Annotated in this window: 20 protein-coding genes; 15 read left to right on the forward strand and 5 right to left on the reverse strand. The window is 64.0% G+C overall.

All coding sequences use genetic code 11. From position 1 onward, the window contains the following. Nucleotides 1–87 precede the first annotated feature (87 nt). Complete coding sequence (gene rocF / locus EO99_RS0120450; RefSeq protein ID WP_029620443.1) at nt 88–1,008, forward strand: arginase; 921 nt, start codon at nt 88–90, stop codon at nt 1,006–1,008. Next, entirely contained in the window at nt 1,008–2,078 is a 1,071-nt protein-coding gene (locus EO99_RS0120455; RefSeq protein WP_029620444.1) for an ornithine cyclodeaminase, read from the forward strand. The genes rocF and EO99_RS0120455 overlap by 1 nt, the downstream gene beginning before the upstream one ends. A 9-nt stretch (nt 2,079–2,087) precedes the next feature. Here the strand turns inward: EO99_RS0120455 and pcaQ are convergent, their stop codons facing one another. Further along, nucleotides 2,088–3,014 (reverse strand): pca operon transcription factor PcaQ, encoded by a 927-nt coding sequence (gene pcaQ / locus EO99_RS0120460; protein WP_029620445.1) that lies wholly within the window; start codon nt 3,012–3,014, stop codon nt 2,088–2,090. 92 nt (nt 3,015–3,106) lie between these two features. On the opposite strand from pcaQ, the gene pcaD reads away from it, so the two are divergent. From pcaD to EO99_RS0120510, 10 genes are all read left to right on the forward strand, one after another. After that, the gene (pcaD, locus tag EO99_RS0120465) at nt 3,107–3,904 is read left to right on the forward strand and encodes a 3-oxoadipate enol-lactonase (RefSeq protein WP_029620446.1); all 798 of its coding nucleotides are present in this window, start codon (nt 3,107–3,109) and stop codon (nt 3,902–3,904) included. Between the two features lie 4 nt (nt 3,905–3,908). Continuing rightward, nucleotides 3,909–4,355, forward strand: a complete 447-nt coding sequence (gene pcaC, locus EO99_RS0120470; protein WP_029620447.1) for a 4-carboxymuconolactone decarboxylase — start codon at nt 3,909–3,911, stop codon at nt 4,353–4,355. After that, nucleotides 4,336–5,076 carry a protocatechuate 3,4-dioxygenase subunit beta gene (gene pcaH, locus EO99_RS0120475; protein ID WP_029620448.1) on the forward strand — a complete coding sequence of 247 codons (741 nt, stop codon included), beginning with the start codon at nt 4,336–4,338 and terminating at the stop codon, nt 5,074–5,076. The genes pcaC and pcaH overlap by 20 nt, the downstream gene beginning before the upstream one ends. 1 nt (nt 5,077) lies before the next feature. Beyond that, nucleotides 5,078–5,695 (forward strand): protocatechuate 3,4-dioxygenase subunit alpha, encoded by a 618-nt coding sequence (pcaG, locus tag EO99_RS0120480; RefSeq protein ID WP_029620449.1) that lies wholly within the window; start codon nt 5,078–5,080, stop codon nt 5,693–5,695. Between the two features lie 10 nt (nt 5,696–5,705). Further along, on the forward strand, nt 5,706–6,767 hold the full coding sequence (locus EO99_RS0120485; RefSeq protein ID WP_029620450.1) for a 3-carboxy-cis,cis-muconate cycloisomerase: 1,062 nt from the start codon (nt 5,706–5,708) through the stop codon (nt 6,765–6,767). A 122-nt stretch (nt 6,768–6,889) separates the two neighbouring features. Continuing rightward, nucleotides 6,890–8,062, forward strand: a complete 1,173-nt coding sequence (locus EO99_RS0120490; protein WP_029620451.1) for an ABC transporter substrate-binding protein — start codon at nt 6,890–6,892, stop codon at nt 8,060–8,062. Nucleotides 8,063–8,142: 80 nt separating this feature from the next. Further along, a complete protein-coding gene (locus tag EO99_RS0120495; RefSeq protein ID WP_029620452.1) occupies nt 8,143–9,006 on the forward strand; it encodes a branched-chain amino acid ABC transporter permease in 864 nt (287 codons plus the stop codon). A gap of 11 nt (nt 9,007–9,017) precedes the next feature. After that, on the forward strand, nt 9,018–10,010 hold the full coding sequence (locus tag EO99_RS0120500) for a branched-chain amino acid ABC transporter permease (protein WP_029620453.1): 993 nt from the start codon (nt 9,018–9,020) through the stop codon (nt 10,008–10,010). Further along, a complete protein-coding gene (locus EO99_RS0120505; protein WP_029620454.1) occupies nt 10,007–10,771 on the forward strand; it encodes an ABC transporter ATP-binding protein in 765 nt (254 codons plus the stop codon). The genes EO99_RS0120500 and EO99_RS0120505 overlap by 4 nt, the downstream gene beginning before the upstream one ends. After that, entirely contained in the window at nt 10,752–11,468 is a 717-nt protein-coding gene (locus EO99_RS0120510; RefSeq protein WP_029620455.1) for an ABC transporter ATP-binding protein, read from the forward strand. Before EO99_RS0120505 ends, EO99_RS0120510 begins: the two co-directional genes overlap by 20 nt. 31 nt (nt 11,469–11,499) lie before the next feature. On the opposite strand, the gene EO99_RS0120515 is transcribed toward EO99_RS0120510, so the two are convergent. Both EO99_RS0120515 and EO99_RS0120520 read right to left on the reverse strand, forming a co-directional pair. After that, the gene (locus EO99_RS0120515) at nt 11,500–12,174 is read right to left on the reverse strand and encodes a L,D-transpeptidase (protein WP_235776890.1); all 675 of its coding nucleotides are present in this window, start codon (nt 12,172–12,174) and stop codon (nt 11,500–11,502) included. Between the two features lie 141 nt (nt 12,175–12,315). After that, entirely contained in the window at nt 12,316–13,071 is a 756-nt protein-coding gene (locus tag EO99_RS0120520; RefSeq protein WP_029620457.1) for an IclR family transcriptional regulator, read from the reverse strand. A 127-nt stretch (nt 13,072–13,198) separates the two neighbouring features. Between EO99_RS0120520 and EO99_RS0120525 the strand changes: the two genes are divergently transcribed. From EO99_RS0120525 to pcaF, 3 genes are read left to right on the forward strand one after another with little or no spacing between them, the layout of a single operon-like run. Next, nucleotides 13,199–13,921 (forward strand): 3-oxoacid CoA-transferase subunit A, encoded by a 723-nt coding sequence (locus EO99_RS0120525; RefSeq protein ID WP_029620458.1) that lies wholly within the window; start codon nt 13,199–13,201, stop codon nt 13,919–13,921. Beyond that, entirely contained in the window at nt 13,918–14,607 is a 690-nt protein-coding gene (locus EO99_RS0120530; protein WP_029620459.1) for a 3-oxoacid CoA-transferase subunit B, read from the forward strand. Before EO99_RS0120525 ends, EO99_RS0120530 begins: the two co-directional genes overlap by 4 nt. An 11-nt stretch (nt 14,608–14,618) precedes the next feature. After that, the gene (pcaF, locus tag EO99_RS0120535; protein WP_029620460.1) at nt 14,619–15,824 is read left to right on the forward strand and encodes a 3-oxoadipyl-CoA thiolase; all 1,206 of its coding nucleotides are present in this window, start codon (nt 14,619–14,621) and stop codon (nt 15,822–15,824) included. Nucleotides 15,825–15,864: 40 nt separating this feature from the next. Here pcaF and EO99_RS0120540 read toward each other — a convergent pair whose 3' ends face one another. Next, on the reverse strand, nt 15,865–16,110 hold the full coding sequence (locus EO99_RS0120540) for a hypothetical protein (RefSeq protein WP_156034924.1): 246 nt from the start codon (nt 16,108–16,110) through the stop codon (nt 15,865–15,867). A gap of 77 nt (nt 16,111–16,187) precedes the next feature. Continuing rightward, nucleotides 16,188–17,699, reverse strand: coding sequence for a S10 family peptidase (locus tag EO99_RS0120545; protein ID WP_051679995.1), 1,512 nt, complete (start codon nt 17,697–17,699; stop codon nt 16,188–16,190). Nucleotides 17,700–17,844 lie beyond the last annotated feature (145 nt).

A 17,844-nucleotide genomic window follows, 5' to 3' on the forward strand; every position in this document is an offset into this window, starting at 1 on the left:
TATGCTAACATTGGGCGAGAGGATAGGCAATTCTGGCTGTTCAGATTGCCAGACCGATGTGTTCTTCTGTCTTCAAAGGAGATCGCAATGCATTGCAAATTGATCGGTATACCCCTCCAGGACGGTGCGTCGCAGCTTGGCTGCGAGATGGGGCCAAGTGCCTTGCGCGTCGCCGGGCTTGCTGCGGCACTTGCCGATCTGGGGCATGAGGTGAGCGATCTCGGCAATCTGTCGCCACCGCCGACGCGCGACGTCGCGCATGGAAACTCCGCCGTCCGAAACCTGCCGGAAATCGTGGCCTGGACGGAACTGCTGGCCGACGTCGCTTACCGCGAAAGCGGCGAGGGCATGCCGATCTTTCTGGGCGGCGACCACGCACTTTCGGCGGGCACAGTGGCCGGCGTCGCCCGCCGCGCCGCCGACAAGGGGCGGCCGCTCTTCGTTCTCTGGCTGGACGCCCATACGGACCTGCATTCGCTGACGTCCACAGAAAGCGGCAACCTGCATGGCGTGCCGGTCGCCTATTTCACCGGGCAGCCCGGCTTCGATGGAACATTCCCGCCGCTTGCCACGCCGGTTGACCCCGCCAATGTCTGCATGATCGGCATCCGCAGCGTCGATCCTGCCGAACGGGCGACGCTGTCGAAGACGGAAATTACCGTCCATGACATGCGGGCCATTGACGAATATGGCGTGGCGGCATTGCTGCGCAGTTTCCTGGATCGTGTCGCGCAGGCCGATGGCCTGCTGCATGTCAGCCTGGATGTCGATTTTCTCGATCCGGCCGTGGCGCCCGCCGTCGGCACGACGGTGCCCGGCGGTGCCACCTTCCGCGAGGCGCATCTGGTGATGGAAATGCTGCACGACAGCGGCCTCGTCTCGAGCCTCGACCTCGTGGAGCTCAATCCCTTCCTCGACGAGCGTGGGCGCACCGCGACCCTTCTTGTCGACCTGACCGCCAGCCTGATGGGTCGCAAGGTTCTCGATCGTCCGACCAGGAGCTTCTGATGCCGTCCCCAAGCCTCAACCTCGTCCCCTTCGTCAGCGTCGAGCACATGATGGACCTGGTGCTCGAGGTCGGCATCGATCGGTTCCTGGTGGAGCTTGCCGGCACCATCGAGGACGACTTCCGGCGCTGGGAGGATTTCGACAAGACGGCGCGGGTCGCCTCCCATTCCACCGAAGGGGTGATCGAGCTGATGCCGACGAGCGACGGACGGCTCTACGCCTTCAAATACGTGAACGGCCATCCGAAGAACACCAGGACGGGCAAGCAGACGGTGACGGCGTTCGGGGTGCTGGCCGATGTCGAGACCGGCTATCCGCTCCTGCTTTCGGAGATGACGATCCTGACGGCGCTACGCACGGCGGCAACCTCGGCGGTCGCTGCCCGCCATCTTGCGCGGCCCGATGCGCGCACCATGGCCCTGATCGGCAATGGCGCGCAGAGCGAGTTTCAGGCGCGCGCCTTTCACGCCCTTCTCGGTATCGATCGGCTGCGGCTCTACGACATCGATGCTGCGGCAACCGAGCGCTGCATGACGAACCTCGAGGGGCTTGGGCTCGACATCCGTGCCTGCGCCACGGCGGAAGAGGCAGTGGAGGGGGCCGACATCATAACGACGGCAACCGCCGACAAGCAGTGCGCCACGATCCTCTCGGACAACATGATCGGACCGGGGGTGCACATCAATGCCGTCGGTGGCGACTGCCCCGGCAAGACGGAACTTCATCGCGACATCCTGCTGCGGTCAGATATCTTCGTCGAATACCCGCCCCAGACGCGGGTCGAGGGAGAGATCCAGCAGCTTTCCGATGACCATCCGGTCACCGAGCTCTGGCGCGTCATCATGGGCCAGACGCCTGGCCGCTCGTCCGACAGCCAGATCACGCTGTTCGACAGCGTTGGTTTCGCGACGGAAGACTTTTCCGCCCTGCGGTATGTCCGCGAAAAGCTGCTTGGGACCCGGCATTTCATCGAGCTCGACCTGCTTGCAGATCCCGACGAACCCCGCGACCTCTATGGCATGCTGCTGCGCCGCCAGGCCAAGCTGAAACCGTCGCAGCCGGCAGGATGATGGTCGTCTTCAGCGCCGGGGCATGATCTCTTCGGCCGCCTGGCGGATCGTCTGCATCAGGATGGCCTGCGGTGCGGAGGGTGGTGTGTCGGCTTTCAGCGTCAGCCCGACCGGTCCCTTCGTCTCGCTGGTGTCCACCGGAAGCGCCACGAGCAGCCCTTCGGCGAGATCATTGGAGACGACGCCCTGGGAGATGATCCAGACGGCATCGCTGGCGCGGACGAAGGCACGTCCGAAGGCGTGGGACACCGTCTCCACCTGCGTCGGAATGTTGCCGACGCCATTGGCGATCAGCAGCTGCTCGACCACCGGGCGGATGACGGAACCGCGGGTCGGCATCAGAACGGGATAGGCGGGGAGGCCTTCGAAGACCGAGCGACTGCCGTCGAGAAGCGGATGTCCGGCGCGCACGGCGAAGACGACCTGTTCGGAATAGAGGTGTTCGAAGGAGAAGCCGGTCATCTTCTCCGGCGCGGCCAGCCGGCCGACGACGAGATCGAGATCGCCGATGCGCAGCTGCTCCAGGAGAACGGCATTTTCGCCGGTGACGATCTTGATGCGGCTGCCGGTCGCCTCCTGCAGGAAGAGCGTCATCGCCCGCGGCATGATGCGCGTTGATACGGTCGGCAGCGCCCCGACGCGGACAGGCGGAGCGGCATCGGAGAGTTCCTGCGAGACGGAATCAATCCCCTGCTTCAGCGCCGACAATGCTGCGCCGGCGTGGCGCAGGAAGACTTCGCCATAGCGCGTGATGCGGATGCCCCGACCGTCGCGCTCGAAGACCGCGACGCCGAGAGCCTCTTCGAGCTCCCGGATGGTCTTGGTCACGGCGGGCTGGCTGACATGCAGAACATTGGCGGCCTTGACGACGCTCTTTTGTCGGGCAACCTCAAGGAATGTATGCAGGTGACGAAACTTGACCCGGGAATCGATCAACAGTCATAACCCTCCGGTTAATGGAAGCCTCCTGAAAGTCATTTTACCTAACCAGAATAATGGGGCATTGTATATCAGGGAGGAATTGGTCCATGCAGTTTGTACGCATCGAAGGCGTGACAATCGCCTATGACGTGATCACGGCGGATCCCGCCAACCCCGTCCTCGTGCTGGTGAATTCGCTCGGGACCGATGCTCGCATCTGGCACCTCGTGGTGCCGAAGCTTGCCGAGGACTTCACCGTCGTCACCTATGACAAGCGCGGCCACGGTCTGTCGGATCTCGGCAATCCGCCCTACCGGATCGAAGATCACGTCGCCGATCTCGCCGGACTGCTCGATCATCTCGAGTTCTCCGATGCCATCATCTGCGGCCTGTCGGTCGGAGGGCTGGTGGCGCAGGGGCTCTATGCGCAAAGGCCCGATCTGGTCCGGGCGCTGGTGCTTGCAGACACGGCGCACAAGATCGGCACAGTCGAGATGTGGGACAAGCGCATCGCAGCCATCGAAGACGCCGGCATCGCGGCCATTGTGGACGACATCATGGCCCGCTGGTTCACCGCACCCTTCCGCAGTCCCGAGAACGCTGCCTACGGCGCCTATTGCAACATGCTGCTTCGCCAGCCGGTCTCCGGCTATACGGGCACCTGTGCGGCGATCCGGGATGCGGATTTCACCAAGGAGGCGCAGGCCATTGCCGTCCCTACTCTGTGCATCGTCGGCGAGCAGGATGGATCGACGCCGCCGGATCTGGTGCGGTCGCTTGCCAACCTGATCCCGGGCGCCCAGTTCGAGGTCATCGAGGGGGCGGCGCACATTCCCTGCGCCGAAGCGCCTGCCGCTTTCGCTGCCGTCGTGCGCAGCTTCATCGTCAACGACGTCAAGGACTGAAATGATGGATGACACTCCTTCCCAATCGGAGCGCTATCGGCAGGGGCTGGCGACGCGTCGCTCCGTTCTCGGCGAGGCGCATGTGGATCGCGCTCTCGCCAGCGAGACGGATTTCGACCGGCCCTTCCAGAGCTTCATCACCGAGGGGGCCTGGGGGACGGTATGGTCCGGACCGGGCCTTTCCAAGCGGGAGCGCTCGATCGTGACGATTGCCTTGCTGGCGGGGCTCGGCCACCACGAGGAGGTCGCCATGCATGTGCGCGCGACCGCCCGAACGGGTGCGACAAAGGACGACATCTGCGAGGCGCTGATGCATGTGGCAGTCTATGCCGGCGTGCCGGCCGCCAACCATGCGTTCAAGATCGCAAAGGCCGTCTATGCGGAAATGGAAGCAGAACGGGAGGCCGGACAAGAGACCGGGGGAGATCATGATGAGAAACGCACCGCCTGAGACAACACCTTTCTTCGCCCGCGACCGCGAGATGCAGCCGCCGGCCTTTACGCCCTGGTACAAGACCACCGTTCTGCGATCGCCGCAGCGGGCGCTGATTTCGCTGGAAGGCACGAAGAGCGAGATCACCGGCCCCGTCTTCGGGCACAATATCATCAACGACACCGACAACGACCTGATCGTCAATTACGCCAAGCCCGGCGAAGGGCCGATCGGCCAGCGCATCCTGGTGCATGGCCGTGTTCTGGACGAGCGTGGAATCGGCGTGCCGGGTGCGCTGGTGGAATTCTGGCAGGCCAATGCCGGCGGCCGCTACCGGCACAAGAAGGAAACCTATCTCGCGCCGCTCGATCCCAACTTCGGCGGCTTCGGACGCACCCTCACCGACGAGAATGGTTTCTACTGGTTCAAGACGGTCAAGCCCGGCCCTTATCCATGGCCGAATGGCGTCAACGACTGGCGCCCGGCGCATATCCACTTCTCGGTCTTCGGCCATGGCTTCGCGCAGCGACTGGTCACGCAGATGTATTTCGAGGGCGATCCGCTGATCTGGATTTGTCCGATCGTCAAGACGATCCCGGACGAGGAGGCGATCAAGCGGTTGATCGCACCGCTCGACATGAACGCCAGCATTCCACACGACATGAACGCCTACAAGTTCGACATCGTGCTGCGCGGGCGCCGCTCGACACTGTTCGAGAACCGCAAGGAGGGCAACTGACATGGTCCAGCCACTCGGATATCTCAAAGAATCGGCGTCGCAGACGGCTGGTCCCTACGTCCACATCGGCTGCACGCCGAACTTCACCGGCATCCATGGCGTCTACGACCAGGATCTCGGCTCGGGCTCGATGGTCACGGATCAGACGCGCGGCGAACGGATCACCATCCGCGGCCACGTCTTCGACGGCGCCGGAACGCCGCTCAAGGACGCGCTCGTGGAGATCTGGCAGGCCGATACGGACGGCTTCTACAACAGCCCCTCCGAAACGCGTGGCACGGCAGACCCGAACTTCTTCGGCTGGGCCCGCTGCCCGGGCGACATGGACACCGGCGAATTCGTCTTCGAGACGATCAAGCCGGGGCGCGTGCCCTTCCGCGATGGCCGGCTGATGGCGCCGCATGTCAACTTCTGGATCGTTGCGCGCGGGATCAACCTCGGCCTCAACACACGCATGTATTTCTCTGATGAGGAACAGGCGAACGGGGAAGATCCGATCCTGATGCGCATTGAGCACCGGGTGCGCGTGCCGACCTTGGTCGGTTGGCGCGACGGAAACACGGTGACTTTCGACATCCACCTCCAGGGTGATAAGGAAACGATCTTCTTCGACATCTGATCGGACGCCGATGACCCCTTCCGCCTTCAGCCATCCCTATCTGTGCGGTCTCCTTGGTGACGAGGAGACCGCAAGGCAATTCTCCGCGGAAGCGGAAATCGCGGCCATGCTTGGTTTCGAGCTGGCCCTCGCGAATGCCGAGGCTGCGGCGGGTCTCATTCCGGTGGCAGCCGCGGAGCGTATCGGCGCCGTCTGCGGTTCGTTCGTGCCGGATATGGAGGCCTTGCGCGCCGGTGCCGCCAAGGACGGCGTCGTGGTCCCCGAACTGGTCCGGCAGCTGAAGGCCGCCGTCGGCGCCGACGCGGGCCAGCATGTCCACATGGGCGCCACCAGCCAGGATGTGATCGACACTGCTCTGATGCTGCGGCTGCAGCGGGTCTGCGCGCTTTTCGTGCGCCGGCTCGGAGCCCTCGACGATCTGTTCCAGGATCTCGACGGCAGTTTCGGCAGCCGCGCCCTGATGGGCCACACGCGCATGCAGGCCGCTATCCCGATCACCGTGGCTGACCGGATCCGGGCGTGGCGGGCGCCGCTCCAGCGGCATCGGGGCAGGCTGGAGGCGTTTTCGGTTGAAGGCTTTGCGGTTCAGTTCGGAGGGGCCGCGGGTACACTCGACAGGCTCGGCGACAAAGGGGTCGCGATCCGCCATGCAATTGCAAAAGAACTGGGCCTTGCCGACGTGCCGCAATGGCAGAGCCAAAGGGATCGCCTTGCCGAATTCGGCGGGATCTTGTCGCTCGTTTCCGGCAGTCTGGGGAAATTCGGGCAGGACGTGGCGCTTCTGGCGGAGCTCGGCGGGGAGATCGAACTGGCCGGCGGCGGCGGGTCGTCGGCAATGGCGCACAAGCAGAACCCCGTTGCCGCAGAAGTCCTTGTCTCATTGGCGCGCTTCAACGCGGTGCAGATTTCGGGTCTGCACCAGTCGCTGGTTCACGAGCAGGAACGATCCGGCGCGGCCTGGACACTGGAGTGGCTTATCCTGCCGCAGATGGCGGTTGTCACAGGCGCGACGCTGAGGATAGCCGCCGAACTTGTTCGAAACATCCGATCGTTTGGCCGCGCCATAACATAACCATTTCAATATGGTTTGCCGCCAGTAATTCATTTTACATTACCCCTTTGTGTGGCAAAGTCCCTGCACCAGATGCTGATACGAGGACGCCTGAGCACAGGCGGTCGGCCAAGGGAGGAATTATGAAGAAGCTCATTACCGCAACCATCGCGGCTGTCGTTCTGTCGAGCGCGGCCTATGCCGACACGATCAAGGTCGGCGTCGTCGGACCGTTCTCCGGTCCGTTCGCCCTGCAGGGCAAGAATTTCAAGGCGGGTATCGACGCCTATTTTGCGCTGAACGGCAATACCGTCGGCGACGATACGATCGAAGTCATCTACCGCGACGTGCCGCAGGCAGATCCGGCGCAGTCCAAGGCACTGGCGCAGGAACTGGTCGTCAAGGAAGGCGTGCAGTATCTCGCCGGCTTCTACTTCACGCCGGATGCCATGGCGGCGACGCCGATCCTGGAGCAGGGCAATGTGCCGATGGTGGTGATGAACGCCGCGACGTCCGCCATCGTCACCAAGAGCCCCTACGTCGTCCGCACCTCGTTCACAACCTGGCAGACCTCGACCCCGATCGCCAAGGTGGCCAAGGATGCCGGCGTCAGCAAGGTCATCTCGATCGTCAGTGACTACGGTCCGGGCGTCGATGCCGAGAACGCCTTCAAGGTAGCCTTCGAGAAGGAAGGCGGCGAAGTCGTCGAGGCTATCCGCATGCCGCTTTCGACCAACGACTTTTCGCCGATCATGCAGCGGGTGAAGGATTCCGGGGCGGAGGCAGTCTTCGCCTTCCTGCCGTCCGGTCCGACGACGCTCGGCTTCGTGAAGGCCTTCAACCAGAACGGCCTCAAGGATGGCGGCATCAAGCTGTTTGCGCCGGGCGATCTGACGCAGGAATCGGATCTGCCGGCGCTCGGCGATTCCGCCCTCGGCATGCAGACCACTTTCCATTATGCGGTTTCGCATGATTCACCGGAGAACACGGCCTTCGTCGAGGCGGCCCGCAAGGCCATCGGCAATCCGGCCGAGCTGTCGTTTCCAGCCGTCGGCGCCTTCGATGGCATGTATGTCATCACCAAGATGATCGAGGCTACCGGCGGAGAGCAGGATGCCGCGAAGGCGGTCGACGCCGTGAAGGGCCTGTCGTGGACGAGCCCCCGCGGGCCGGTCACCATCGATCCGCAAAGCCGCCATATCACGCAGAACATCTATCTGCGCGAAGTGACCAAGGCCGAGGATGGCTCCTACTTCAACAAGGAGATCCAGACCTTCGAGAACCAGGGTGACCCGGGCCTCGCCGCTGCCAAGTAACATCATCTAGACATTTCGTCAGGCGTGGGACCGGATACCGGTTCCGCGCCTGACGTCGAAAAGGGGAGAGAGTGGCGCCGATGCAGACCGTGTTCAGCATAGCCGTCGACGCGTTGGCCTATGGAATGGTGCTATTCGTGATTTCGATCGGCCTATCCGTCACCATGGGACTGATGCGGGTCGTCAACCTCGCCCACGGCGCCTTCGCCATGATCGGCGGCTATATCGCCTCCTATGCCGCGCGCGACCTGGGCGTCGGTTATGCCGCCGCGGTGCTGCTTGCCGTTGTCGGCACGGTCCTGATCGCCATCCCGATCGAGCGCTTCCTGTACCGCCGCATCTATGGCGCACCGGAACTGACGCAGGTTCTGATGACGATCGGCATCACCTTCTGTGTCATCGGCATTGCCAATTTCGTCTTCGGGCCGACGCTCAAGACCATTCCGCTGCCGGAAACGCTGCAGGGATCCGTTGACCTCGGCTTCCGCTCCATCGCCACCCACCGCATCTTCGCCATCGCCTGCGGACTTGTCGTGGCCGGCGGCCTCTGGTTCCTGATCGAGCGCACCGCGTTCGGCATCAAGATCAGGGCTTCCGTCGACAATGCCAGCATGGCGGCGGCGCTCGGAGTTCGGACCGAGATCGTCTATGCCGTCAGCTTCGCCGTGGCGATCGGCCTGGCGGCCTTCGGCGGCGTGGTGGGCGCAGAGCTCCTGCCGGTCGAGCCCTATTACGCCTTGCGCTACATGGTGACCTTCCTCGTCGTCGTGTCGGTGGGCGGCGCGGGCTCCATCCTCGGTGCGCTGCTCGCCTGTCTCCTCCTCGGCGCGATCGATACCACCGGCCGCTATCTTGCACCCGAGTATGGAGAGTTCTTCTTCTATCTCGCGGTCATCATCATCGTGATCCTCTTCCCCCGCGGTCTTGCCGGGCGGTTCAAATAATGGCTGCAAGCATGAATGATCCGATCCTTGCGGGCCCGCCGGTCCGTCGAAACATCCTCGGCAGCCTGATCGGCATTGCTGCCATCATCGCTGTCGGGATCATCGGCTACTACCTTTTCCCGAACAATCTGGCGCTTCTCACCCGCATCATCGCCATTGCGTTTCTGGTGCTGTCCGTGGATCTGGTCACGGGCTATTGCGGCGTGGCGACGCTGGGGCATGCAGCCCTGTTCGGTGCAGGCGCCTATGCGGCGGGAATTGCCTCGGCGCACTACGGAATATCGGACCCGCTGCTGATGACAATCGTCGGCGCGCTTGCCGGTGCGTTGGCCGGCCTGGTCTCCGGCCTGATCATCCTGCGGGCGCACGGGCTGCCGCAACTGGTGCTGTCGATCGCCGTCATCCACCTGTTCCACGAAGCGGCCAACAAGGCCTCGTCCTGGACCGGCGGCAGCGACGGCCTGTCGGGAATCTCGCCCACCGCTCTCCTCGGCATCTTCGAGTTCGACCTCTGGGGCCGGACCTCCTATGTCTACGGCCTGTTCCTTCTCCTCCTCGTCTTCATCCTCCTCCAGATCCTCGTGCGCTCGCCGTTCGGCATGCTGGCGCGCGGCGTGCGGGAAGATCCGGTGCGGATTTCCGCCATGGGCGCCTCCGTGCAGTCGGTTCTGCTGCGGATGTACGTGATTTCCGGCGTCGTCGCCGGCATCGGTGGCGCGCTGAATGCCATCTCCACGCAGGTCGTCGGCCTCGACAGCCTGTCCTTCACGCTCTCGGCCGAATCCCTGGTGATGCTCGTGCTCGGCGGCACAGGCAGCCTCTATGGCGCCCTCATCGGGACGGTGGTCTTCATGTGGTTCGAGGATGTCGTTTCCGCCGCCAACCCGTTCCACTGGCTGACCATGGTCGGGGCGCTGCTGATCGCCGTCGTTCTGTTTGCGCCGAAGGGGCTCTACGGCACGGCCGCTGCCTTTGCCGAACGGATGAGGAGACGACGCGCATGAGTGCCTTGTTCGAAGTCAACAGCCTCAACAAGAACTTCGGGGGGCTTGCGGTCACCAACAATGTGTCGCTGTCGCTGGCGGCGGGCGACCGCCTGGCGCTGATCGGCCCGAATGGGGCGGGCAAGACCACCTTCGTCAACATCGTCACCGGCACCCTGCCGCCCAGTTCCGGCAGCGTGCATCTCGCCGGGCAGGATGTCACCCAGCTCAGCGCCATGCAGCGCGTCCGGCTGGGCCTGGTGCGGTCTTTCCAGGTGACCCGGCTCTTCTACGAAATGACACCGGAAGAACATGTGGCGCTTGCCATCCTGCAGCGGGAGGGCAAGTCCGGCCGGGTGATCGGACGGTACCGGAACATGCCGGCCGTGATGGAGGAAGTGCGCGACATCCTCGACCAGCTCGGCCTGCTGGCGCTGTCCCATCTCAAGGTCCGCGAGATTGCCTACGGGCAGCAGCGCCTGCTGGAGATCGCGCTGGCGCTGGCGCTGAGGCCGAAGGTGCTGCTCCTCGACGAGCCTGCAGCCGGTGTGCCGCAGAGTGAAACGGCCCGGATCGAGCAGGCGCTGGACAGGCTGCCGCCAGATCTCGCGGTGCTGATGATCGAACACGACATGGACCTGGTGTTCCGTTTTGCCAAGCGCGTCATCGTGCTGGCCGCGGGCACGGTGATCTTCGACGGGTCGCCACAGGACGTCACACAGGATCCCCGCGTGCGGGAAGCTTACCTCGGGAGCTATGCGAATGCCGGCAGCGCCGCTTGACATCAAGGACCTGTCGGCCGGCTATGGGCCGACGCGGGTCATCGAAGAGGTCTCTTTCACCGTTCCGGCCGGTTCGCGGCTGGCAGTGCTCGGCCGCAACGGCATGGGCAAGACCAGCCTCTTTGCGACCCTGGCCGGGCAGACGCGCCGCTACGGCGGCGAGATCCGCCTCGGCGACCGCGACATCACCCGCGAGCCGAGCGCTGCCCGTGCCCTTCTCGGGCTCGGCTACGTGCCGCAGACCCGCGACGTATTTCCGACCCTGACGGTCGAGGAAAACCTCTTCGTCGGTTTGAAGACCAGGCCGAAGAGCGCGGTGGAAGAAGCCTACGAGATGTTCCCGCGGCTGAAGGAGCGGCGCCGCAACCTGGGGAGCCAGCTCTCCGGCGGCGAGCAGCAGATGCTGTCCACGGCCCGGAGCATTCTCGGAAAGCCGAGCGTGCTTTTGCTGGACGAACCGCTGGAAGGGCTTGCACCTGTGATCTGCGAGGAGCTGATGGCGGCCTTTTCCCGGCTGGCAGCCTCGGGGGACATGACGATCCTGCTCGTGGAGCAGCGCATCCAGATGGCTCTCGATTTTGCCGACCACGTCATCATCATGGAACGCGGCAGGATTGCCTGGTCCGGCTCTCCCGCGACGCTAGCGGGGGAACACGAGACGGTCGACCGTCTGCTCGGCGTCGGCGGCCTTCACTGACAAGGCCGCCCGTCGCGGACTGGACTGAAGCTCAGACGCCGTAGCCTGAGGCTGGTCCCTGCAGCACGATCACCCGTGTCTTGGGCGGCACGCGGCGATAGAGGTCGATGATGTCCTGGTTCAGCAGGCGGATGCAGCCGCTGGAGACCGCCTTGCCGATCGTCCAGTCCTCGGTGGTGCCGTGAATGCGGTAGAGCGTGTCGACACCATTCTTGAACAGGTAGAGCGCACGCGGACCGAGCGGGTTCAGAGGGCCGGGCTCCATGCCTGCAGCCAGCGGCCCATAGCGTTCCGGTTCACGTGCAATCATGTCCTGGGTCGGCGTCCAGCGCGGCCATTGCCGCTTGTACTGCACCAGGGCCTCACCGGAGAACTCGAGACCTGCCTTGCCGACACCGATCCCGTAGCGCAGGGCCATGCCGTTTTCGCCGACCAGATAGAGGTAGCGCGCCTGGGTATCGACCACGATGGTGCCGGTCGGTTCGGGCGTGTTGTAAGCCACCTCGCGTCGAAGGAAAGCCGGATCCACGCGCGTCAGATCGGCCGCGTCAACCGGATAGGGCTCGCCGTCGACGGCGGCATACATGGCAAGATATTCTGCCGGCACGATCGGTTTGGTGACGACGGGTTCACGGCTTGCGGTGGTGCATCCGGTTAGCACGAAGGGCGTCGATATCAGAAGGGCACGGCGGGTAAGCTTGGGCACGAAATGATGGTCCATCTATCTGGGGAAGGGGAGCGCCAGGCGCATCGGCAGAGCCGTTGCGGCCCTGCCTGATGGCGGCCGGCTTCCTTGTCAAGCAATTCAGGCGGGTTCACCGGTTCGTGATCCCGCAGCTGCCGGAGGTTACTGCAGCATCGGCCGGAGGGACGAAGACATTGCCAGCAGCGGCTCCAGGAACCGGTCTGCCAGTTCCGAGGCGCGGAACTGTGCGGCCGGTGCGCCGATGTTGATGGCGGCGATCACGGTTCCGCGGTCGTTGCGCAGGGGCACGGCAATCGAACAGAGGCCGAGCTCCAGCTCCTGATCGATGACCGCAAAGCCCTGGCTTCGGACTCTTGCCAACTCGTGGAGCAGTTCCTCAGGCTCGGTCTTGGTCAGGGGCGTGAAGGCCTGCAACTCGGTGCGAAGCAGCAATCCGCGCACCTCCTGCTCCGGCAGGGCCGCCAGAAGGACGCGACCCATGGAGGCGCAATAGGCGGGCAGTCGGCTTCCGGCAATCAGGTTGATCGACATCACCCGCCGCTGCGAAGCGCGTGCGATGTAGACGATTTCCGTGCCATCGAGGACACTGGCGGAGGCGCTCTGCCCGACCTCCTGCGACAGGCGGTCGAGGAAGGGCTGGACAATCTGCGGCAAGGGCGTGGCGGACAGATAGGCATGGCCGAGCCGCAGGATGCGCGGCGTAAGGGCGAAGAACTTTCCGTCGTAGTCGGCGTAGCCCAGCTCCGCGAGGGTGAGCAGGCAGCGGCGCGCCGTCGCGCGATCCAGTCCGGTCAGTCTGGACACATCTGCGATGGACAGGCGCGGGCTGGCGGCGGCGAAGGCCTCGATCACCTTCAGGCCCTTTGCAAAACTCCCGATGAAATCCGTTTCTCGCATGGACTGCCCCTGACGACAGTTTGTGCGCAATACGAACAAAAGTCAAATAACGCACAATGTCATTGACGATAGCTCCGCGCGAGAGATTAAGTGTCGGGACATCGGAACGACCGGGAGAGCATTTCGCATGGACAAGACAGTCGGGAGCACGGCCGAGGCCGTCTCCGCAATCACCGACGGGGCCATCGTCATGATCGGTGGCTTCGGCGGATCGGGAGCGCCGATCGAACTCATTCATGCGCTGATCGACCAGTATCAGAACACGGGGGGACCGAAGAACCTCACGGTGATCAACAACAATGCCGGCAACGGGCGCATCGGCATCGCCGCGATGATCGACGCGGGCATGGTCAGGAAGATGATCTGCTCCTTCCCGCGCTCGTCCGATCCGCGCGCTTTCACGGACCGCTATCTGGCGGGTGAGATTGAGCTAGAACTTGTACCGCAGGGCACGCTTGCGGAGCGCATTCGCGCCGGCGGCGCCGGTATCCCGGCCTTCTACACGCCGACGGCCTACGGGACCGAGCTTGCGGAAGGCAAGGTGATCGCGGAATTCGACGGGCGACCTTACGTGCAGGAGCGTTGGCTGAAGGCTGATTTCGCGATCGTCAAGGCGCAGCTCGGCGATACCTACGGCAACCTCACCTACAACAAGGCCGGCCGCAACTTCAATCCGCTGATGTGCATGGCAGCGGCGGTCACGATCGCGCAGGTCTCCCGGATCGTGCCGGCGGGTGACATCGACCCCGAGCACGTCATCACGCCCGGCATCTTCGTCAACGGCGTCGTCGAGGTCGCCCATCCACAACAGGAAGAAGAGCTCATCCGAGCCGGAGTGGCCTACGCATGACCATCGACACGCGTGACGACATCAAGCTCTCCAATGCCCAGATCGCCTGGCGTGCCGCACAGGACATCGAAGACGACGCCTACGTCAACCTCGGCATCGGCTTCCCGGAAATGGTCGCGCGCTTCCAGCCGCCGGGCCGGCAGGCGATCTTCCACACCGAAAACGGCATCCTCAACTTCGGGGAGGCTCCGCCTGCCGGAGAAGAAGACTGGGATCTGATCAATGCCGGCAAGAAGGCGGTGACGCTGAAGCCGGGCGCCGCCTTCTTCCACCATGCCGACAGTTTCGCCATGGTGCGCGGCGGACATCTGGATGTGGCCATCCTAGGCGCCTATCAGGTGGCGCAGAACGGCGATCTTGCCAACTGGCGGGTCGGCTCCAAGGGCGTACCGGCCGTCGGCGGCGCCATGGATCTCGTGCATGGCGCCAAGCAGGTCTTCGTCATCACCGAACACGTCACCAAGGACGGCAAGCCGAAGCTGGTCGACGCATGCACCTTCCCGCTGACCGGGGTTGGCTGTATTACCCGCGTCTACACGAGCCATGCCGTCATCGACATCAAGGGCGGCCAGTTCGTCGTCCGGGAAAAACTTGCCGCCATGACCATGGACGAACTCCAGGCCATGACCGGCGCGCCGCTTCACACGGATGGCCCCGTGGCCGAACTCACCGTGCCGACACTCTGAGGAGCCAGCTCATGACGGACGCCTATATCTGCGACTATATCCGCACCCCCATCGGCCGCTTCGGCGGCTCGCTGTCCTCGGTGCGCGCCGACGATCTCGGCGCCATCCCCCTGAAGGCGCTGATGGAGCGCAACGCCTCTGTCGACTGGGAGGCCGTTGCCGATGTCATCTATGGTTGCGCCAACCAGGCCGGCGAGGACAATCGCAACGTCGCGCGGATGTCTCTGCTGCTCGCGGGCCTGCCCGTGTCGGTCACCGGCACGACGATCAACCGCCTCTGCGGTTCCGGCATGGATGCCGTCATCACCGCGGCGCGCGCCATCAAGGCCGGCGAAGCGGACCTGATGATCGCCGGTGGCGTGGAAAGCATGTCGCGCGCGCCCTTCGTCATGCCGAAGGCGGAAACCGCCTTTTCGCGCAACGCCGAAATCTACGACACCACCATCGGCTGGCGCTTTGTCAACCCGCTGATGAAGAGGCAGTACGGCGTCGACTCCATGCCGGAGACCGGCGACCATGTGGCGATCGACTTCAAGGTCTCGCGCGAGGATCAGGACGCCTTCGCCGTGCGCAGCCAGGAGAAGGCGGCGGCAGCGCAGGCGAACGGCCGGCTTGCGAAGGAGATCACGCCCGTCAGCGTGCCGCAGCGCAAGGGTGATCCCATCATTGTCGATGCCGACGAGCATCCCCGTGTCACCTCCATGGAGGCGCTCGCCAAGCTGAAGCCGATCAACAAGATCGAGGGCGGCACCGTGACGGCCGGCAACGCCTCCGGCGTCAACGACGGCGCGGCTGCGCTCATCATCGCCTCCGAAGCAGCGGCAAAGAAATATGGTCTCACCCCGATTGCCCGCATTCTCGGCGGCGCAACGGCCGGCGTGGAGCCGCGCATCATGGGGTTCGGTCCGGCACCAGCATCGAAGAAGCTGCTTGCGCGCCTGGGTCTGAGCCAGGAGCAGATGGACGTGATCGAGCTGAACGAGGCATTCGCCAGCCAGGGCCTCGCCACCTTGCGGGATCTGGGCATCGCTGACGACGATGGCCGGGTCAACCGCAATGGCGGTGCCATCGCGCTCGGCCATCCGCTGGGGATGTCTGGCGCCCGCATCGCCGGCACCGCCGCGCTGGAACTGCGGGAAACCGGCGGGCGCTATGCGCTCTCCACCATGTGCATCGGCGTCGGCCAGGGCATCGCCGTGGTGCTGGAGCGCGTCTGAGGCTTATCTCTTCCGCCGCAGATCCTGCGGCGAGACAGTCTTACCAGGAGCGGCGGCTTTCATCGCCGCTTCTCGACTGTCCGGCGCCGAGAAGGTAGCCGACCAGCAGGCCGACGGTTGCCGCAGTCAGCACCAGCGACGTGGTGGCGACGGGGTAATCGCGGGCGGCAGCGGCCGCCATCGCCGCGTCGTCGCGCAGGGCGACGGCCGTGTCCTTGATGCGTTCGCCGGCGGTCGGCTGGTATTCCGGGTCACCGGTGTAACCCATTCGCGAGGGTCGTGACATGGCGTTCTCCTTTCTGAACTAATGGATCGGCCACACCATAGGTTCCCTCAGGCGATCTTGCGCAGGCGGACCACTGGCTAGTCATCCGAATAGAATGCCCGTGCGTCCTCGAACATCGCACGGCGGTCCTCGTCGCGCGTATAGAACATGTGGCCGCCGCGATAGACCCTCAGACTGACCCTGTCGCCTGCCAACTCCGGCGGCAGGTGATCGATGACATACCGGCTCATGCCGTAGGGTGTCAGGATGTCGCTATAGCCATGGGCGACCATGAGCTTGAAGGAGGGAATGACGGAAAGCAGGTCGCGGATGTCGGTGGACACGCCTGCGGTCGCACGGCTGTCTCCGCCCCGGCCGCCGTTCCATTCCCAGCGGCGGTTCACGTCCTCGTTCAGGAGTGTGTAGGTCATGGGCGTATCAAAGCCCAAGGTGTCGCGGGCGTAGTCGGCAAAAGCCGAGCCATAGGCGCGGGTGTAGCCGTCCAGAATCGGATCGTCATTGCGGCCAATGCCGGACTCGGGATAGGCGTCGGGAAGCGACAGTCCGGCGTCATAGGGGCTGACGATGCGGCCTGTCCCCCCGGCTTCCTTCGCATAGGCGTCGCTTACAAAGCCGCGCGTGCGCTCCACGACAGCCATCGGCAGTCCTGTCAGGCCGGCGACGCGCGAATAGAATGCCTCTGCCTCCGGTCCTGTGGGCGCAGGGCCCGCAAGCGTCGTCAGGTATTCGTTCATCGCAAAGCGTTCGGTCTCGCGCAGAGCTTCCCGGTCGAAGCTGCCTCGACGCTCCATCTCGGCTGCGGCAAGGGCGGGGAATTGCAATGCGGAGGCGAGCGGATCCTGGTCGAGGCCAAACAGGAAGCGCCCCTCGATCAGCGGCGATACCATGATGATGCCGGCGGGGATCATGTTCTGGCTGTTCTTCATGGCGACGGCGACCTTGGCAGCGCGAAAGCCGCCATAGCTTTCGCCAAGCAGATATTTCGGTGCCGCCAGCACGTCGTTGTTCTGGACGTAGAGAGCGATGGACTTGGCGATGCTCTCGGCATCCTGCCGAACGTTAAAATAGCGCCCGGCCGCATCGTCGTTGGCCGCACGGCTCCAGCCAGTTCCGATCGGATCGATCAGGATGAGATCGGTGAATGCCAGCCAGCTTTCGGGGTTGTCCTTCAGCTCCGGCCGGGTGCCATCGCTGTTTTCCCCCTGGAAAGGCAGGATCTTCGGACCGACGAGCCCGAGATGGAGATAGGCCGAGGCGGCGCCTGGTCCGCCGTTAAAGGCGAAGGTCACCGGTCGGTCTGGGGCGCGGTCCTTTGCTTTATAGGCAGTGTAGAAGATCCTGGCGTTCTGTTTGCCGTCCTGGCCATACAGATTCAGCGTGCCTGCCGTGGCCGTGTAGGCAAGCTCGCCTTCCGTTGTTTGCAGGACGTGCTCGGTAACCGAGTCCGCGGGCAGGAGGCCGAAGATACCCTCCTCCGACGGCTGCTGCTGTTGCACTTCATCCCGCGGCGGCTGCTCCTGACCAAGGGCAGGCAAAGCCAGCAAGGGCGTGACAAGGACGAAGCAGGACAGAATTCGATGAAAGAGCAAAGCTATCTCCCTTTTCTTGGCGCGACGAGCATCAAGATGTAGGGCGCCCGGATGGCCAACAGCACCTCTCTTCGGATGGATCTTTGTCCATCTCGGCCTTTCTCGCGAAGACTTGATGAGAGACCCGGAGATTTATGTCGCTTCT

Origin of the sequence: Pseudorhizobium marinum, from assembly GCF_000705355.1 — a bacterium.
Lineage (GTDB): Bacteria > Pseudomonadota > Alphaproteobacteria > Rhizobiales > Rhizobiaceae > Neorhizobium > Neorhizobium pelagicum.

Excerpts from the sequence above, each read along its gene's own strand:
- rocF (WP_029620443.1), top strand. The coding sequence starts at position 88 with ATGCATTGCAAATTGATCGGTATACCCCTCCAGGACGGTGCGTCGCAG.
- EO99_RS0120455 (WP_029620444.1), top strand. The coding sequence starts at position 1,008 with ATGCCGTCCCCAAGCCTCAACCTCGTCCCCTTCGTCAGCGTCGAGCAC.
- pcaD (WP_029620446.1), top strand. The coding sequence starts at position 3,107 with ATGCAGTTTGTACGCATCGAAGGCGTGACAATCGCCTATGACGTGATC.
- pcaC (WP_029620447.1), top strand. The coding sequence starts at position 3,909 with ATGGATGACACTCCTTCCCAATCGGAGCGCTATCGGCAGGGGCTGGCG.
- pcaH (WP_029620448.1), top strand. The coding sequence starts at position 4,336 with ATGAGAAACGCACCGCCTGAGACAACACCTTTCTTCGCCCGCGACCGC.
- pcaG (WP_029620449.1), top strand. The coding sequence starts at position 5,078 with ATGGTCCAGCCACTCGGATATCTCAAAGAATCGGCGTCGCAGACGGCT.
- EO99_RS0120485 (WP_029620450.1), top strand. The coding sequence starts at position 5,706 with ATGACCCCTTCCGCCTTCAGCCATCCCTATCTGTGCGGTCTCCTTGGT.
- EO99_RS0120490 (WP_029620451.1), top strand. The coding sequence starts at position 6,890 with ATGAAGAAGCTCATTACCGCAACCATCGCGGCTGTCGTTCTGTCGAGC.
- EO99_RS0120495 (WP_029620452.1), top strand. The coding sequence starts at position 8,143 with ATGCAGACCGTGTTCAGCATAGCCGTCGACGCGTTGGCCTATGGAATG.
- EO99_RS0120500 (WP_029620453.1), top strand. The coding sequence starts at position 9,018 with ATGAATGATCCGATCCTTGCGGGCCCGCCGGTCCGTCGAAACATCCTC.
- EO99_RS0120505 (WP_029620454.1), top strand. The coding sequence starts at position 10,007 with ATGAGTGCCTTGTTCGAAGTCAACAGCCTCAACAAGAACTTCGGGGGG.
- EO99_RS0120510 (WP_029620455.1), top strand. The coding sequence starts at position 10,752 with ATGCCGGCAGCGCCGCTTGACATCAAGGACCTGTCGGCCGGCTATGGG.
- EO99_RS0120520 (WP_029620457.1), bottom strand. The coding sequence starts at position 13,071 with ATGCGAGAAACGGATTTCATCGGGAGTTTTGCAAAGGGCCTGAAGGTG.
- EO99_RS0120525 (WP_029620458.1), top strand. The coding sequence starts at position 13,199 with ATGGACAAGACAGTCGGGAGCACGGCCGAGGCCGTCTCCGCAATCACC.
- EO99_RS0120530 (WP_029620459.1), top strand. The coding sequence starts at position 13,918 with ATGACCATCGACACGCGTGACGACATCAAGCTCTCCAATGCCCAGATC.
- pcaF (WP_029620460.1), top strand. The coding sequence starts at position 14,619 with ATGACGGACGCCTATATCTGCGACTATATCCGCACCCCCATCGGCCGC.
- EO99_RS0120540 (WP_156034924.1), bottom strand. The coding sequence starts at position 16,110 with ATGTCACGACCCTCGCGAATGGGTTACACCGGTGACCCGGAATACCAG.